The organism is Streptomyces sp. NBC_00322, assembly GCF_036147535.1.
Lineage (GTDB): Bacteria > Actinomycetota > Actinomycetes > Streptomycetales > Streptomycetaceae > Streptomyces.
In genome coordinates this window covers 127,138-143,829 of sequence record NZ_CP108019.1, presented here as the reverse complement: position 1 = coordinate 143,829, position 16,692 = coordinate 127,138, and the positions used below count along the sequence as shown (strand labels likewise).

Annotated in this window: 15 protein-coding genes; 10 read left to right on the top strand and 5 right to left on the bottom strand. The window is 67.6% G+C overall.

Annotation, left to right across the window (positions count from 1 at the left end; genetic code table 11):
• The first annotated feature begins 244 nt into the window (after positions 1-244).
• Together OG905_RS00560 and OG905_RS00555 are read left to right on the top strand one after the other, a co-directional pair.
• Positions 245-1,102, top strand: a complete 858-nt coding sequence (locus tag OG905_RS00560) for a hypothetical protein (protein WP_328665407.1) — start codon at positions 245-247, stop codon at positions 1,100-1,102.
• A gap of 630 nt (positions 1,103-1,732) precedes the next feature.
• Positions 1,733-2,197 (top strand): hypothetical protein, encoded by a 465-nt coding sequence (locus OG905_RS00555; RefSeq protein WP_328665405.1) that lies wholly within the window; start codon positions 1,733-1,735, stop codon positions 2,195-2,197.
• A gap of 394 nt (positions 2,198-2,591) precedes the next feature.
• On the opposite strand, the gene OG905_RS00550 is transcribed toward OG905_RS00555, so the two are convergent.
• Complete coding sequence (locus OG905_RS00550; protein ID WP_328665403.1) at positions 2,592-4,103, bottom strand: caspase, EACC1-associated type; 1,512 nt, start codon at positions 4,101-4,103, stop codon at positions 2,592-2,594.
• On the bottom strand, positions 4,100-4,444 hold the full coding sequence (locus OG905_RS00545; RefSeq protein ID WP_328665401.1) for an effector-associated constant component EACC1: 345 nt from the start codon (positions 4,442-4,444) through the stop codon (positions 4,100-4,102). The genes OG905_RS00550 and OG905_RS00545 overlap by 4 nt, the downstream gene beginning before the upstream one ends.
• Before the next feature lie 35 nt (positions 4,445-4,479).
• On the opposite strand from OG905_RS00545, the gene OG905_RS00540 reads away from it, so the two are divergent.
• Together OG905_RS00540 and OG905_RS38970 are read left to right on the top strand one after the other, a co-directional pair.
• Positions 4,480-4,926, top strand: coding sequence for a hypothetical protein (locus tag OG905_RS00540; RefSeq protein WP_328665400.1), 447 nt, complete (start codon positions 4,480-4,482; stop codon positions 4,924-4,926).
• Positions 4,927-5,603: 677 nt separating this feature from the next.
• Positions 5,604-6,227, top strand: a complete 624-nt coding sequence (locus OG905_RS38970; protein WP_443043873.1) for a DUF4158 domain-containing protein — start codon at positions 5,604-5,606, stop codon at positions 6,225-6,227.
• A 128-nt stretch (positions 6,228-6,355) separates the two neighbouring features.
• Here OG905_RS38970 and OG905_RS00535 read toward each other — a convergent pair whose 3' ends face one another.
• A complete protein-coding gene (locus tag OG905_RS00535; protein WP_443043872.1) occupies positions 6,356-6,751 on the bottom strand; it encodes a transposase in 396 nt (131 codons plus the stop codon).
• 3 nt (positions 6,752-6,754) lie between these two features.
• Here OG905_RS00535 and OG905_RS00530 point away from each other — a divergent pair, with 3 nt between their 5' ends.
• From OG905_RS00530 to OG905_RS00505, 6 genes are all read left to right on the top strand, one after another.
• A complete protein-coding gene (locus OG905_RS00530; protein WP_328682835.1) occupies positions 6,755-8,617 on the top strand; it encodes a hypothetical protein in 1,863 nt (620 codons plus the stop codon).
• 583 nt (positions 8,618-9,200) lie between these two features.
• Positions 9,201-10,010, top strand: a complete 810-nt coding sequence (locus OG905_RS00525; protein ID WP_328665399.1) for a leucine-rich repeat domain-containing protein — start codon at positions 9,201-9,203, stop codon at positions 10,008-10,010.
• A 754-nt stretch (positions 10,011-10,764) separates the two neighbouring features.
• A complete protein-coding gene (locus OG905_RS00520; protein ID WP_328665397.1) occupies positions 10,765-11,232 on the top strand; it encodes a hypothetical protein in 468 nt (155 codons plus the stop codon).
• Complete coding sequence (locus OG905_RS00515) at positions 11,229-13,406, top strand: ATP/GTP-binding protein (RefSeq protein WP_328665394.1); 2,178 nt, start codon at positions 11,229-11,231, stop codon at positions 13,404-13,406. Before OG905_RS00520 ends, OG905_RS00515 begins: the two co-directional genes overlap by 4 nt.
• A 13-nt stretch (positions 13,407-13,419) precedes the next feature.
• Positions 13,420-14,364: a replication-relaxation family protein gene (locus OG905_RS00510; RefSeq protein WP_328665393.1), complete on the top strand. Its 945-nt coding sequence runs from the start codon at positions 13,420-13,422 to the stop codon at positions 14,362-14,364.
• A gap of 515 nt (positions 14,365-14,879) precedes the next feature.
• Positions 14,880-15,176, top strand: coding sequence for a hypothetical protein (locus tag OG905_RS00505; RefSeq protein ID WP_328665390.1), 297 nt, complete (start codon positions 14,880-14,882; stop codon positions 15,174-15,176).
• A 432-nt stretch (positions 15,177-15,608) separates the two neighbouring features.
• On the opposite strand, the gene OG905_RS00500 is transcribed toward OG905_RS00505, so the two are convergent.
• On the bottom strand, positions 15,609-16,310 hold the full coding sequence (locus tag OG905_RS00500; protein ID WP_328665388.1) for a restriction endonuclease: 702 nt from the start codon (positions 16,308-16,310) through the stop codon (positions 15,609-15,611).
• Positions 16,307-16,573 (bottom strand): hypothetical protein, encoded by a 267-nt coding sequence (locus tag OG905_RS00495; RefSeq protein WP_328665386.1) that lies wholly within the window; start codon positions 16,571-16,573, stop codon positions 16,307-16,309. Before OG905_RS00495 ends, OG905_RS00500 begins: the two co-directional genes overlap by 4 nt.
• Between the last annotated feature and the right edge of the window lie 119 nt (positions 16,574-16,692).

The window sequence follows — 16,692 nt, the reverse complement described above, 5'->3', positions numbered from 1 at the left end:
GACGCCGCCTGGCGCTTCGGCACCCGGGTGTATCTCGAGCCCGTGGCGGTCCCCGCCTCTTGGACGGGACCGTCGTTCACCGGCCCGGAACTCGCCGCCCTGGCCGCCCTCACGCGCCGATGCCGGGCGTCCCCTCGGACAGCTGCCCCTCGCATAGCCCGCTGGGCCGCGCCCGGGAGAGCCGACGGCGGCCGACAGCTCGGTCGGTGGGCCGCTGCTGTGGCCCGCTGGCGAGGAGTGGCCGGTGTGCGTTCAGCCCCATGCCCGTTCGTGGGGCGTACTGCCCGACCACGCCCGCCGCAGGCGGCGCATTCTGGAAGCGGCGTGGCGGCGGCCGCGCCCCGGGGGGAACGGCGGCGGACTGACCTACGTCGGCGGTGAGAAGGCCGAGCTGGACGCCATGAAGGAGGGGCTGCACGAGCCGGAGTTGCCGGAGGACGCACCGCTGCCGCTGATGGCTCTGGCCCAGTTCTACGCCCACGACGTACCGGACTTGGCGCACTTCACGCCGCCTGGCACCGATCTGCTCCAAGTGCTGTGGTGCCCCTTCGATAACCATACGGACGAAGACGCCCCGGCGGTGCAACTGCGCTGGCGCCGCGCTGCGGAGATCGGCGAGGTGCTGCTCGTACAGCCGGAGCCGAGGGTGGTGGAGTACGAGGAGTACGTGCCCGAGCCTTGTGTGCTCCATCCGGAACAGATTGTCGAGTGCCCCTACCAGGACTACCTGCCCAGCGAACTCAACGCCCGGATCCAGGCATGGGAGCAGGACTCCGGGGACGGGCACGCCACCTACCAGTACGAACTGTCCATCGCCAATGGATGGAAGATCGGCGGCTGGGACACCTGGCATCTGACCGACCTGTGCCGGGTGTACTGCGACTGCGGCGAGGAGATGCGGCTCCTGCTGACCATCGATTCCCGCGAGTGGGAGGGCGGCCACAGCTGGAAGCCGCTGGAAGAGCCAGCCGACGACCCTGATCTGCCGCTCTTCCCGCTGGCTCATATGCCGACCCAGGTCACGGTGGGCCGTTGCGGTTCGTACCGAGCCTTCGTCTGCCCCGCCGACCCCCGCCACCCGCACCGGATGAGCCTTCAGTAGCCGCCCGTCCGGAGTTCACGCCACCGATGGGATGTCGGCGCCGCCCGATCGGGAACGGTGTCAAGGGGCTCACCACGACCGGCCCGGCCATGCCACGTCGTGGAACAGCCAGCATGCCTGGCTATGCCGCCTCCTGTGACCAGCACGAAGAGAGCACGAGCGATCGTGGCCGAGAGCCTGTGGTGATCGCAATAGCCGGCGCTGCCGTTACACCCGTCGGCTACCCAGGCGCGGTACTCCGCCTGGGCGGGGACGTTCAATGGCTGCGCAGGCGCGGTTCATCGCATCCCGTGCCCGAAGCATGCGGCGGTTGGTCCGCTGTCGAGCCCTGCTTCCCCGCCGACATCAACGGCTGACACCAACAGCAACGGATCAAGGCGGTACGAAGCGAACCTGCGCTGACCGCCGACAAGGAGCCTTCCGCGAGTAACCACGTTGGGGAATGCCTTCCGACCGGCCTGATATGGGCGAGGCCACCGGTTCAAGTCCTGCGGCCGGCCGGGGGCCCTCAGCCTGACGGTAGGGGATTGTGGCTTGACTCGACCATTTGAGCCTCCACCAACCTCAGCCCACTCCGCGTGCGATCGGCATGCCGCCCGAGTACCTTGAGCTGTCAGCCGAGGGGGAATCGTGAAGTACGCAGTCGTCGAACAGCAGGGCCAGGGAACCTACTGGCACGACCCCAGCCCATACGTTGCCAAGCTCCCCGAATTCCTGCCAGCACTCCCACCTGGAGCACGTGCCTTCGCCTCGCATCCGGAGCACTACGACTTTTCCGCACCTCGCTGCGTGAAGGACCTGAGGCCCCGGGCACTGCCTCCCACTGCCGATTCCCCAGAACAGTACGAGATCCGCTTCACCTGGCCAGGGTGTCGGGATGACGTGCTCACGATTCGGTACAGCGGGGTCAGAAGCGTTGAGGTCGCAGATGACAACGGGGGTCCGATCGAGCTGTCGGACTTCAACACCGTGCGCCTGGACGAAGTCCTGCCACATGAGGCCGGATGCAGTCACGAGCTGAGGCTGACGACCGGCACAGTGCGCATCGTGTGCGCGGACCTCACGGCTGAGTGGGCGCCCAGCGCCAACACCTGAGGCGTGCCCACAAGGTGGCAGGACTGACAACCCTCCTTGGGACAGCGCTCGTTGGGCCCTTTGCAGGGTGCAGTCTGGTCCGAGCGCGTCGATGAGGGCCGCGCGAAGTGGCCGGTCGCGGGGGTCCTGGCCAATGGGGGCGGCCAGCAGTGCAGCGTCTCGTACGACCCCTGTACGCAGCGGTGTCGGCGGGGCACGGCGGTCGGGTCCTGCACTGTCCCGTCCTCCTGGACGGACCAGGAGGCCGTCAGCCTGTGCAAGAGGGTCGTCCCCTCCGGGTACCTGGTAACGGGCCTCCAGTCGTCAGGACCGTCCCCCATGTCGACCCACATGCAGTTCTGTTCGTGCCGCCAGCCCCCTGACGCTCGTCGGCAGCCCGGCCAACGGTCGGGACTCACTCCGTCATAAGGCAAGCGTGAGGGATACGGGTATTGAGTGCGTGGGAGCGGTTCATGAAGAGACATTTGGGATGTTGAGTACCCAGGACGGCCAGCTGCGGTGTCGATTGGGCCTGCTCCCGGTCGATGGCCTGGGCGACGTCGACGATGCTCAAGTGCGCTGGCGCTCCTGGGATGCCTCTCTCAAGAACGTTGAGAAGCGCCCTGGTGAAGGATCCGCCTGCGGCTGGCTGTGAGTCATCGTACTCAAACGCGTATCCGAGCCTGCTGGAAGATGCGAGCGCGTAGACGTTCCGGGCCCGGGGGAGCGTGTCCAGGATGGAGCCGCTGTACGAGCTGTCAACGATGATCACGACGGCTCGTGCCCTGGTCGACATCACTTGAGCGAGGTCGTCGAACTTCAGAGAGGACCACGGTCGGTCCCGTTGGCTGTCCGTCATGGCCAGCATGTACCGCCCGTCTTCGTCCTTGAGGCCGATCCCGGAGAAGTAGAACAGCAGCACGTCTTCTGCGTTCCTCGCCGCGTCGCTGAGCGGGCCGAGGAGATGTTCCGGCCTCGGTGGATCAATGATCGAGTAACAGTTCGCGGCAGGGATGCCGCAGATCGTTGCGTTGGTGAGAGCAGCACCCATTTTTGCCACGTCAGTCACACTGCCGGGCAACTGCGCGAACTGCGCCTCCCGGTAGTTGGCGACGCCTACGAGCACGGCCTGGGACCGGCTGAGATCGAGCTTTGGGATCTGCTTCGCCTTACCAGGCGTGAAGGAGGCGTTCCTGACCAGAGCCAGCACGGCGGCGTTGTTGTGGTTGACCTGCTGCGGAAGCGGCCAGTCGGTCTTCCTCGTGCGGCGCAGGACCTCTCCGTAGAGATCGGACATGGGAAGCAGCTCGTCCGCGTCCTCGATTCCCTCGCGCATAACCTGCACGAGCAGTCCGGTGAAGGCCGTGTAGTCCTCGCCGATCGGAGCCTTCGCCTTCTTCGTCTTCGACGTGGCGGTCATGACATAGATCCCGTCTACCGCCAGCTCATCGGCGATTGACGAGCCCTCTTCACCCATGACATCCATCGAGGCCCGTCCGCTGTAACAGCAGTCGAGGAGGAGGATCTTCGTGGCTGCGGCACTCTCTTTGATCGTCCTCGCAAGGTATGCGAAGGGAAGAGCCGACCACGGCCTCTCGGTATCGCTGCGCGTGGTGGTCAAGTGCAGTGCGTTGTCGGGTCCCATCAGCAGCCCGTGTCCCGCGAAGTAGACCAGAAGAACGTCCGTGGCCTCCTGGGAAGACCGGACTATCGGGTCCATTACCTCGTCGATGGATTCCGGATCGAGCACCCGCGCAACGTGTGCCCCGTCGAATCCGCTCAGCACACTGTCGGTCAAGACTGAGCTCAGTGCCGCAATGTTCTGCCCGACTCCTGGCAGCTCGGGGAGGCGGTCTGAGGCATAGCGCTGGCAGCCGACGAGGACCGCCCGTGAAGCGGCGAAATCCGGGAGCCTGCTCGCACTCACGACTGATCGAGCTCACGGAGGATGCGCAGCGCGACTTGTTCCGGATCGGCAAGCTTAAACGCGACGATCTCAATCTCACGATCGTCCGTCCGAACCCGGATCGTGGTCTCACGTCCGCGGGTCCCAAGCCATGCCGCGACAGCTCCGACGACGGCGGTCATCAGCCCCGCCGGCTGCAGGACGAGCGCAATCGCGTCGGTCACCGGTCCCATCTCGGCCGGGTCCGGTGTCGCTTCCACCGTCGCGACGGTCGGCACGGACTCGTCGTCGCGAAGCCAGTCGGCAAGCGACCGAATCTGCGCCCCGTCCTCGTCGCCGACGATCCCCAGAAGAACCTTCACGCTTCCTCTTTTCATCCATCGCGAGCTTGAGACTCATGATTCAGCAAGCACGTCACATCCGCTGTGATTCCGGCCAGATGGGACGTCCCATGGCGTCGGCAGCGCGATCGAGTACCGCCACCACGCCAGCCGAGAAGGACAGTCAAGTCAAGGTCACAGCGTGGATCCTCGCGGAGATCGAGCAGGCGCAGCGCTTGGCCGACGCGCTCGGCTCAACCGCCCCCGTATGCGTCAAGATCGACCAGAACGGACTGGGACACGGCGCTGTCGGCATGCTCAAGGCCTGGGCCGAGAACGGCCGCCACCAGGCGCAGATCGTCGGCGTCATGGTGAATCACCCGGCCACGACGACCCGGGCGCCGTCATGCGGCCCTTCAAGAAGCGCGACGAGATGTGGCTCGCCACCCGCGCACTCGACCTCGTGGCGTGCAGCCGCCAGCTACGCGGGAGGCGCGAAAGGGGTCCCGTCGGACGTAGAGTGACCGTCCCGCAGCGCCCACGGTGGCGGGACAGGAGCCCAATCCGCTCCGCGGTGAGCCAGCCACCATCGTCCGATGGCGTGGAATTTCTCCTCGAACCCACGATCCCAGCAGAGGACCCCGGTAATGGGCGCCCGCAGGCGAGTGCGGCGACCAGTGGCCTCGTAAATCACGACCGCCCGCACCCCCATGGAAGACTCGGTGTGGACGCCTTGCACATCGGACCATGGGATGGTCCGTCGGCGCAGATTGTGCACGACGGCTGCCAACGGCGTGAGGGTTACCCCATGGCGCGGAAACACGATCATCGCCAACAATGGCATGGCGATCCACACCCAAAACGGGTTGGCAGGCCCAGCACTGAACGGCTCGCCTCGCACCCAGTCCATGACCTCGATGACCTCGATAACGACACCGAGGACAGCAAAGGGCACAAAGGGCAGCGCGCGCTGGAAGGGGCTCAGCCCGTAGCGGATGCGCTCCGGCAGCGAGGCCTCGGCCCGTGCTCGCATCACCAATCCCCACCCCACTGCACCGTGCAGCCGCGGCTGCACATGATCGCCGCTGCAGCATGTCGGAGCAGAGCCGCGCTGTCCAGATCCCCCGCGTACCTGGCACTACTGCGCCGAATGGCGGCTGGCGACTGGTAGCCGGTCAGCAGCAGGATCGGTCCCTTGTTCGTGAGGCTGAGTGATCGCTCCAAGGCCGGGCAGATTTCGACGCTGGGGTTCTCGGTGGCTACCCGTGTGTTCGCGGACGACGAGCTGAGGCGGCTGCGCGGCTTTCCGGAGTTCAACAAGGAAGAGCTGATCCGGTTCGTCATCCTGACGTCGGCGGACGTGGGGTTCATCGACCCGGGCCGCGGCCGTAGTCCGAAGGACCGGCTGGGGCGGGCGGTCCAGCTGTGCAACAGCCCTGGTCGGGTTCGTCCCGGACGGCGTCGCCTCGGCGCCACCGGCCGCTGTGGCAGTTCACCCTCGCCAACTCCCACCACACCATCCGGACCCGCGCGTTGCACTGCTCTCTGCGCTGGCGCTTCTACGGCCGTGAGCTCGCGGTCTCCGAGCGGAACCCGTGGCCGAGTTCCGGGCGCCGAGGCGCCCGAGACCGATCCCGACCCCACCCCGGTGGAGGAGGCGTCCGGTTCGCACGGGCCAACGGCAACCGGGAACCGTCACCGGAGTGCGCCGCAGCTGTCGATTCGGGGGAGTGCCGTCCTTTGGAAAGCGAGTGACTGTTCCGGGATGCCTTGTCTAACCAGGCGGTGTGGAGGTTACCTAGCCTCGGCGTTTCGGTTGGGGTGATGAGGCATCGCTGATCGTCAGCTGTCGGGTGGGCGAGGTGTTTTCGCTGCTTGGGCATGGTGGAGCCCCGGCGCGGTGGTCGGTTTCTCCGGGGTCCTTCGGGTTGTGGGCGGTCAGGGGTTTGCCGGTCAGGTGGCGGGACGGGGCAGTGCGGCGAGGCGGTGGAAGGCCGTTGCCAGCTCATGGCTCCAGGGCCAGGTCGCCGATATCCGCAATCGCAGGCGTCGGCCGCCGCGGGTGAGGCGTGCGGCGACGTGCAGCAGCCGATAGCGGAGCTTCTTCGGTTCGGCGGTGGCCAGCTCCCCGTCCAGGAGGAGGACGCGCATCCAGGCCAGCAGGTCGATCGCCGCGAGGCTGAGTTCGAGCCAGACGGTATTGACGCCGAAGTCGCGAGAGGGGAAGCGGCCGAAGCCGGTGGTCTTGCCGCACCGGATGTGGTCCTCGACGGCGGCATGCCCGCGGTGGCGGACCTCCAGGAACTGGGCGGAACCGCCACCGGAGTATGGGGTGTCGGTGAGGAGCACCTGATGCCGCAGGCCCTCCCCCTGCTGCTCACCAGCCGCCCCGCCGAATACGCCGCCGCGGTCGCCGAAACCGACGTACTGACCTCCGCCGCCGCGATCGAACTCACCGACCTCACACTCGACGACCTGGCCAACTACCTCCCTCGCACCACTCGCAAGCCCGGCCGCGCGGACCCCGCCGCGAACGCCTGGGACCCTGTACTGACCACACTGCGCGAGCAGCCGCCGGACCAGCCCGCATCTCCGCTCGCCGCAATCCTGGCCAACCCGCTGATGGTCGCGCTCGCCCGCACCATTTACAGCGACATTCCCGAACACGACCCGGCCGAGCTCCTCGACACCGCGCGATTCGGCAGCTCGCAGGAGCTGGAAGACCACCTCCTGGACCACTTCATCCCCACCGTCTACCGCCGCCGACCTCCGCAGGCTCCAGGCGCCCGGCCTCGCCCCGCCTTCGACCCGGAGCGCGCCCGACACTGGCTCGGCTACCTCGCTCACCACCTCAACCGGCTCGAAACCCCCGACCTGGCCTGGTGGCGACTCGGCAGCGGACTGCGCCGCTCCACCCGCACCCTGGTCACCGCACTGGTGACAGGACTGGCCATCGGCCTCGTCGACTGCGCCTCCTCCACCGCCGCAGGCAACCCGTTCCCGATCGTGGACGGGACGATTGTCGGACTCCTTTCCGGGCTCATGTTCGGGCTCGTGCACTGGCTCACGTTCGCGGTCAAGGACAAACCGCTGACACCGTCCGTCGTACGCCTGCAAAACCGCCGTAGGCCAGGGACCATCCAGTGGAAGACCGGCCCTCGACTGGTCATCGGGATGCTGGGCGGGTTGGTCTTCGGCTCCGGCTACGGATCCGTGGTCGGCGGGGTGACCAACAAGCTCGTCTGGAAGGCCGGGCTCTCGACCGCGCTGCACGACTGGCTGGTCGACGCGATCGTCTTCGGCCTCGTCTTCAGCGGCGGCGCCGGACTCACCTTCTGTCTCGTCGGCCTGCTGGAAAGCCCCCTCGACATCCGCTCCGCCGACGACCCACGAAGCCTCCTGAGTACCAACCGCTCCACCGTGACTACCCAACTACTCGTCTGGGCAGCGACCTTCGGGGCGGTGGTCGGATTCGGATCCGGAGCCGTCGTCGACCTCCTGCAGGAGCCAGTGGGTCCCCTCGTCTGGAGCCCCAGGGCCGGACTCGTACTCGGCACCATCAGCGGCCTCGGCAGCGCTCTCGGATACGCGCTCACCATGACCGCCTGGGGCCAGTGGCTCGTACTCTCCCGGATCTGGCTGCCCCTGACCGGACGCCTGCCCTGGGCCGTCGTCACCTTCCTCGACGACGCCTGCCAGCGAGGTGTGTTGCGCCAGGTGGGGGCGGTCTACCAATTCCGCCACGCTCGACTCCAGGGTCTTCTTGCAGGGCAATACAAATTTCCAGTGCAATTCGAAAAATATCGGAATGAGGAGGATGTGGAGAAAGATGGGTTGCCCTTCCTTAAAAGAATGCCCTCTTGGGTAATTCTGTCCGCTGTGGTCGCACTACTCTTGTTCCTCTCCTGGGTGGGTACTCGCGACATACTTGGAAAACTCCAAACTTCCGGTAATCTCGGTCCCTCTGATGCTCCTATAGTCGTCACCACAATCGTCTCTCTGTTTACCGCTATCGGCGCCTTGGTAGGAGGGACGCTTACGGGGATCTCGAAATACGTGCAGGCTCGAGGGCAGGCTGACGCAGAGCGGACACGGGCGGATGCAGACATGCTCCGCGCGCAAGCTGAAATAATTCGAGCTAAGGCGGGCTCGCTTCCGCTGGAAACTCGACTGGACGGAGAAGCTCTGCCACGTCAGCCAGACTCCTCAGAGTGAGCGTCGTGCAGGCAGCGGGGGTGCCGGTAACGCGACAGCCACCCGACAGTCGCTAGTAGCACCGCCTCCGGCACCCTGACCCTCTCGAAGTCCCACCCGATCTGGGCGCAGGCCAGGCGGGTCACCTTGAACGCTTCGGCATCTTCGGCTCGATCCGATTGTCCGCCCGGACATCGACGACTACGGCCGAGCCGTCGGCGCGCGTGCGGAGTAGTCCGGGGCGTGCCGGCGCTCTCGCGGGGATGGTCCCGAGCGCGTACTCGTTGAGCCCGTACATCTCCGCTGCTCCCCGCACCCGCGGGGATGGTCCCTGCCTCCTTACGCGGCCGCTCATCGTGCGCAACTGCTCCCCGCTCTCGCGCGGATGGTCCCGTGCCCGCCAGAACGGCAAGGGCGGCATCATCTGCTCCCCGCACCCGCGGGTCCCTCCTGCAGGCCGCCGTCGACCTTGCCCTGCGGAACGCCACGTAGTTCCCCATCAGCAGCGTCAGCTTCCCCGTTCAAAAGTTCGAGCACGGCGACGGGTGCCGTCCGTGCTCTCGCCGCTGTGACTGCTCCACGGCAGCCTCCGTATCGTGGCGTCATGACGGACGAGGAAGAGCCGAGGCTCTATGTGAACCGCTGGGGCGACACGTCGGATCCGGCCCCAGGTCGACGTGGGTCCTACAGGGACATCTGCTCGTGCTTCGACCAGGCCAGGCCTCATCCGCAAGCCCGAGTTGGCTTCCACGCCGAGCAGCAGGACACCTCTGCTCCGGGCTGGCAGCACCTGCTGGAGCTGGTCGACGAGGCCGCCGCCGACGAGCGCGAAGAGTTCCGCCCCCTGATCGAGCTGAGCCCGGAAGAGCGGCGGCAGGTCATAACCCTGCCGCCGAGCATCGCCAGGCTCACGGCGGTCAGGCACCTCGTGCTCTACGGCAGCAACCTGGTCCGGATCCCGCCCGAGATCGGGGCCATGACCAGCCTGGAGGAGTTCAGCCCCTACACCTCCTACCGGCTGCACTGGTTCCCTTACGAGATCACCCGATGCCGGAAGCTGACCCGCAGCACGGTGAGCACGCGCGCGTTGTTCGGCAACTACAAGATGCGACCGCCCTTCCCAAAGCTTCAGCCCTCCCCAGGCCCCGTCGCGGACCTCGATCCGGGAAGCCTGGACCCCCGGCGCTGGGGCTTCGCCACCATCCACAGCTGCAGCGTCTGCGACGGCCCGATTGAACAGAGCGGACTCCATCAGGTGTGGATCTCACTTCGTGTGGCCACTGACGTAATGCCGCTGCTGGTCAACGCCTGCTCATCCGCCTGTGTCACCGCGCTGCCTGACGGCGCCCGCGACTACATCGCTACACCGCATAAGGGCGGCCGAGTCGACCAGCCAGCGTCCGACTGGGACTGACGAACCGAACACCCCCTCGTCCGCCGGCCGCCGGAGAAACGACCACAGCCGCGTGACTGAGGCTCGAACGTCTGGGCGGGGAAGCTGACGCTGTCGATGGGGAATTACGTGACCGCCGACATGCCCCGTATCCTGCTCCCCGCACCCGCGGGGATGGTCCCCTCAAGGTGCTGCTGCTCGTCCAGAGCGTGCTCTGCTCCCCGCACCCGCGGGGATGGTCCCCCGCCGGGGAGCGGCGTCCCGTCCTCCTTGCGCTGCTCCCCGCACCCGTGGGGATGGTCCCTCCCAGGTAGTGATCGTGGACCCGGAGACGGCCTGCTCCCCGCACCCGCGGGGATGGTCCCGGCTTGGTCGGCGTGCCGTCGAGGCTGATCGACTGCTCCCCGCCACCTGCGGGGATGCCGACCTTCTCGCGCGTCACGGCCTTCTGTTCCCCGCACCTGCGGGGATGGTCCCGAGCTGGTTCCCCGGCGACTTCGCCCAGACCGCTGCTCCCCGCACCTGTTGGTCCCCGTCGCCGTAGTCACGCATGCCAACCCCGAGACTGCTCCCCGCACCTGCGGGGATTGTCCCAGCCGGCAGCCGTGATGCTCTGCCCAAGGGTCGACAGTAAAGAGAAGGCAAAGCGTCGCGGACGGTGTCTGAATCGGCGTTCCCGCCTGACTTGGTCCAGGTGAAGGGAGTTTTCCCGTACCCACCAGGAGGCCGCCGTGAACAGCATCCCCGTTTCCCGTAAGACCGCCGGGAGTCCGGCATGAACGCCGAACTGCCTAGCGCGCAACTGTTCTTCGACGCCGCGCACTGGATCGCTCGCTCCTCTCCCTACCTGGCTGCTCTCGTGCTGATCGCCGGTGTTATCTGGGCCCGGCGGGAGCGAAAGCGCGCCCGGCTCGTCCAGGAAGCCCTCTTCGACCGCGTAACGGTCGAGGTCGTCCCGACGTCCACTTTCGACCCGGGCGAGGGTGAGATCGGCCGCTGGGGTCGCCAGCTGGGGCGGGTGCACCACGCTGCTGGCGGAGTTCCGGCTCGCGGGTCTGCGGCCCGGCTGCGCTATAGCGCCGAAGACGGCAAGATGCGCTGCTTCCTTGAGGGCCCGGCCGCCGCGGCTGCGGTCCTTGCCATGCCGGGCTTCGCAGAGGTTGAGGTGCGTGCGCACCGCGCCCGGAAGAATGTCCAGCCGGTCCGCTTCCCGGTACCCGTTCAGCGGGAGGTAGCGAGGTGACCGCGACCGCCGATTTCGACTTCTCCAAGTCTACCGACGACGACGCTGGACATCGGACTGTCCGCCGCTACGTGGAGCGCGTTGAGCTGGTCCTGGCGTTGCCCGATCAGAAGCCGCTCGCCTCCCTCGGCCTGACACCCGACCCCCTTCAGCAACTGGCGGCTGCCTTGTCCTCGGTGCGCTCCGATGCCGGAGAGCGGGCCGACGTCGTGATCGACCTGGTCCCCATCCGCGAGCGCCGGCTCGCCAGCCGCCGGCGCCGGCTCCTCGCGCAGTCCAAGCGCCGCGGCCCCTCCGCGTACGGCGAGCGGCTGACCGGCGGGGTGTGGGGATCGGTCAGCGCAGCCTGGTCCGGCGGCAACACCGGCGGACACTCGTCCCGCCAGGACCGGCTGCCCAGGATGACCGACATCCGTGACGGTGTCGGCAAGTTCGCCCCGGCGGCTGGCGCCGTCTTCGCTGTGCAGCTCCTGCTCAGGACCGAGGCAGGGCATCCGCAGGCCGCCCTGGCACGGATGAACCAGCTGCTCGCCGCCTTCTCCGCCACCAGCGGGGAGAACTACCTCAAGCCCTGTCGGCCGCGCACCCGCTGGACCATCGCTTCCTTCGAAAAGCGGTTCGCCACTAGCGAGTTCCGCCCCCGCAAGCGGCAGTGGATGACTGTTCCCGAGCTCGCCGGTTTCCTCAAGCCTCCCACCGTCAGGTGCGTCGCCTCCAGCGTGGTGCGCTCCGGCGGCCTGGTGCCGCCAGCGCCGGCAGACCTGCCCGTCTACACCGGCCAGCCGGATCTGGTGCCGCTCGGCGCGGTCACCTACCCCGACGGGCGCGAGCGGATCGGCGCAGCCCGAGTACGCGATCTCTTGTTCGGCCTGCAGCTGGGCAAGTCCGGCCACGGCAAGACCGAGGCGGCACTGGTGCAGTGCATCGCCCTCGCGCACTCCGGCTTCGGCGTCTGGTTCCTGGACCCGCATGGCGAGGCGTGGGCACGCGCCAAGCCGTACCTGACCCACCCGCAGGTCGCCTCCCGCGTCTGGGAGATCAACCTCGCCAAGGCCGAGCCGGACCAGCGGGTCGTCTCCTGGAATCCGCTGTCCATGGAGGGCCGCAGCCTCAGCGACGTCCAGGACGTGGTGCGCTCGGTCGTCGAAGGCATCGCGGCCGCTCAGGACTGGGGCGACAGCGCGCCCCGCGCCCGTACGATCGTCGCCCGCTCCGCCCAGGCCCTGGCGCTGCTCAACCTGCAGGCCGTGCAGGCGGGCCGACCGGATGCGCAGTGCACGCTCTTCCAGCTGCGGTCGTGGCTGACGGATGAGGACTGGCGCGAGGCTCTGCTGCCCAAGCTGCCGCAGCGGGTGCGCGATTACTGGACGAAGACGTTCCCGTCACTGGCCAAGGACGCGGTGCCGACCGTCACCTATGTCATGGACCGTCTGGACACCTCGCAGTCGTTGCAGGCGTTCTTTGGCAGCCCGCGGTCCGCGTACGACATTCGTACGGCCATGGACACCAGCCGCGTGGTGTTCGTCTGCCCGTCCGGTTCCGAGAGCGACGCGCTGGTCAGCTGCCTGCTCATTCACGACCTGCACCGTGCTGGCCTCTCCCGTCAGGACACTCCGCGCGAGAAGCGGCGCACGTTCTGGGCCTGGGGCGATGAGCTCACCGCCCTGGACGCCTCCAGCAAGGGCTTCCTCGCCGCGATCGCTGAGCAGCTGCGTAAGTACGAGGTCAGGTTCATTGGGATGACGCAGATGGCGCTGCGGCTGTCCGCGATTACCCGGCAGGCGCTGCTGCAGAACCAGTCTCTGCTCTCCACTTGCGCGGCCGACTACGACGAAGCGGCGTTCGTCGCCCGGCGCTGGAACGGGCACGTCACGCCGGAGACCATCACTGAGCTCCCGAAATACAACTACGTGATGTCGATCAGCCTGAACGGCAGGCCCAGCAGGCCGTTCCGGGTGCGTGGTCTGCCTGTCGAGGAAATCTTCGCCCACTACGACAACCCGGCTGGTGTGCCCAAGCTGGACGCGGCGATCGACACCAACCTCAAGCGCCGGGCCGTCGGCGAGATTCTTGCTGAGCTTGAGGCCCTGGACGCCGTGATCCTCGCCCATTTCACCGGCCGCGGCCCCGGCTCGGGTGCTGCCGACGGTGACCCGACCACTCTCATCGACTAGAGCGGAGAGCCCCGTGCCGTACCCGCACACCGGCCCCACGGGCCTCGGCCAGATCGCCCAGCAGGCCGTCCAGGTCCTCTACCAGCACCGTCTGGTCTCCACCCGGCAGCTGCACCAGCTCATCACCCCGCACCACACACGCACCGAGTACCTGCGCCGCCAGCTCCACACCCTGCGCACGGCAGGCCTCGCCGAAACGGTCGGCCGCCGCTCCTCTGGGCAGACCGAGCTCCTGTGGTGGCTGACCGAGAAGGGCGCCCAGGCCGTCGAATCGGTCGGACTGCTGCCCCAGCGCCCGTACCGCATGAGCCCTGAGGCCGCCATTGGCCCGCTGCAGGAGCACACCCTGGCCACCGTCGAAACCGGCCTGGCCTTTGTCGACTGGGCCCGCCGCCTCGGCCACGAATGCGGCCCACTCGACTGGTCCCCGGAAACCGCGCACTACTACCGCGACGACAGCCGGCCCGGCGAGGACCTCACCCTCATCCCCGACGCAGTCCTCAGCTACGTCCACAGCGACAAGCTCGCCAAGCAGCGCACGCTGCTCACGTTCTTCATCGAGGTCGACCGCACCCAGATGACGATCGCGCGTCTCGCCCAGAAGCTCCACGCCTACGCCGCCTACGAGCAGTTCACCCCACAGATCACCACCGCCCGCGGCGCCCGCACCGTACGGCGGACCGCGTCCGCCCGGGCGTGGCGCAGCCGCTACGCCGTCTTCCCCCGCCTGCTCCTGGTGCTCACCGGCGCCTCCGAGTCCCGCCTGGAGCGCAGAATCGCCGACCTGCGCAGCCTCGCGGCCAGCGACCCCATGCTCGCCGCGACTGCCCTACGAGCCGGCGTCACCACCCTCGGCCAGCTGCGCGAGCAGGGCCCCTTCGCCCCGATCTTCACACGCGTCCTCGGCTCCGTCGATCGCACCGACGCCTGGCTGCGCCCGCAAGCCGTCGCCGCCTGACCGCCCCTCCCGGAAGGAACCTCCCGTGCTCTTCAGCTTCTTCAGTCGGCTCAGGAAGGCAGCCCCCGCCCTCGCCGTCGCAGAGATGCCACGCAGCATGGGCGGGCAGGCATACGGAGGTTGGGGATGGCGCAGCGGCGGAAGACACGTACCAGACCGCGACGCACGGAACGGTACGGTGGAGTAGGACGCCGACGGGTGCCAGTGGGTGACTGATCATCGGGTGCCCAAGCACGCGCAGACGTGCGCTCGCTGAGCTCGTCTTGGACCTCGGCTTTCGAACGGCGAGTCGCACAGGGTCACTCACCTGGTCATTCGTGGGACAGTCGTCGCCGCGTTCGTGGGGACCTCAGTGGGGCCAGCCTTGTCGATTGAGTTCTGCACCAAGTGGCGATCCGCGTGAACGTGCTCCAACCTGGGGACTCCTTCGGATGCCCGAACACCAGAAGTCCACCACCGAGCGGGCCTTTGGCATTCCCCCACGCGCGATGAACTGCATCTGAAAGCCTGATCCGATGCGCACCCTTACCACCGCGGCCGCACTCGCCGCCACCGCTGTTCTCGCCCTCACCGCCTGCGAGGACAGCACGTCCCCCGGTTCCACGTCCAGCGCCAGTGGATTGCCGACTGCCGCAACCTCGACAGGCGACAGCAAAGCCAGCAGTGACACCGCAACGCTCCCAAACCTCGTGGGCAAGGGCCTCCAGTCCGCGCAGGACGAGGCGCAGGTCGCTGGTTTCTACGCCCTCACATCGCACGACGCCGTCGGACGCGGCCGGAACCAAATCCTGGAATCCCAGGTCCCGGCATGAGTGGACTCCTCGAGGTGCGCACGGGCCTCGTCCAGGCGGCCGGCCATGTGGTCGGCGAAGCCGAGGTGCCGTAGGACGTAGGACTTCGTCAGCCGGTCGCTGGACCGTTTCGAGGTCGAGTGCACGCTCGAAGGCGGGCACGGCGGTCTCGGCGTCGTCGCGGATCACCTGGTGGAAGGCGCCGACCCAGAACACTGCCTCGCCCTCGCCCGCACGTCGCCGAGCCGCCTGTACAGCTCCCCTGCGTCCGCGAATAGGCCGCGTCCACTCATGGTCGAGCACTCTGGGCGTCGCCAAGAACCCCACCAGGGTCGTGATCGGGGTGTGCGAGGCCGATGATCTCGTCGCGGCCGTTCCGGTTCACGGTCACTTGGCCGCCGCTGGCGGAGGGTCTTTGGACCACTATCGGCGCGCTCATTCGTCCACGGGGATCTAGGACAGTGCTGTCGGGCGCCGTGGTGGTGGCACCGCTCGGAGAAGTTCCCACAGTGGCCGTCCGCTGGCGGCCCATTCTCCGAGCAGGTTGCGGTCGACCAGGTGGAGCTTCTGCGACTTGGCCAGTGGGGGACAGCCGGAGGTGAAGCGGCCGTTCGTCACGAGGACCACAACGTCTGCCCCGTGGAGCTGGCGGGCGGTGCCGTTGAGGACATGCAGGTCGGGGGTTCCCACCGGTGAGCCGGCCAGGCCGTTGCGGCGGTGCTTGCACTGGATGACCCAGCGCCGCCCGAATGGGTCGGTGGCCTTCACATCTGCTCCGTTGTCGCCTGCCCCGCCGACCTGTGCCGCATCAGCGCAGCCGTCCCGCTTCATCAGGTCTCGTATGGCGTGCTCGAATTCCCGATGATGGCGCGCGTCCAGCTCACTTATCGCGTATCGCAGGCCGCGAGCCCGGACCTGCTCCCACTGCGCCCGCTGCTGGCGCTGGTACAACCATCCGCCCACCACGGCCGCGCCGAGGACGAGAGCCACCAGGAGCACCCAGGGGTGGTCGTCGATCCACTTGACGACTGCGACGAACAGCGCGATGGCCGCGATAGTAACCTGGCTATAGGCGACGGCCTGTGCCTCTACCTGCTGCTTTCGCCTGCTCCTACGGGACGTGCGGCGCCGCGCCGGCGGCCGGCGCCGGGTCACTGCCCGTTCCCGCTGGTCTCGAACCGGATCGGGTACGACACGGACCGTTGTGGCATGGGCTTCCGCTCCACCTTGGGGAAGCGGATCGGGTATGTCACCGACTTCTGTGGACGAGGCTTCACCGCCCGGTCGCCGTCCGCGAACGTGATCGGGTACGTAGCTGTCTTCTGCGGCCTGGGTGCCTGGCCGCTCCCCGTGCCGGTGCTGATGTCGCCGTTGCCTATGCCGACGATCGCGACCGCGGCCACGGCTAACATCGCCATCTCGTGGCGCGCTCCTGCTGCCCATCGATAGTGCCCACGGACGTAGGTCCCGTCCGTCTTCGTGTAGGGCTGGATGTACGGCACTGCTGCCTCCCCCTCATGGTCTGGTCACCGAACGG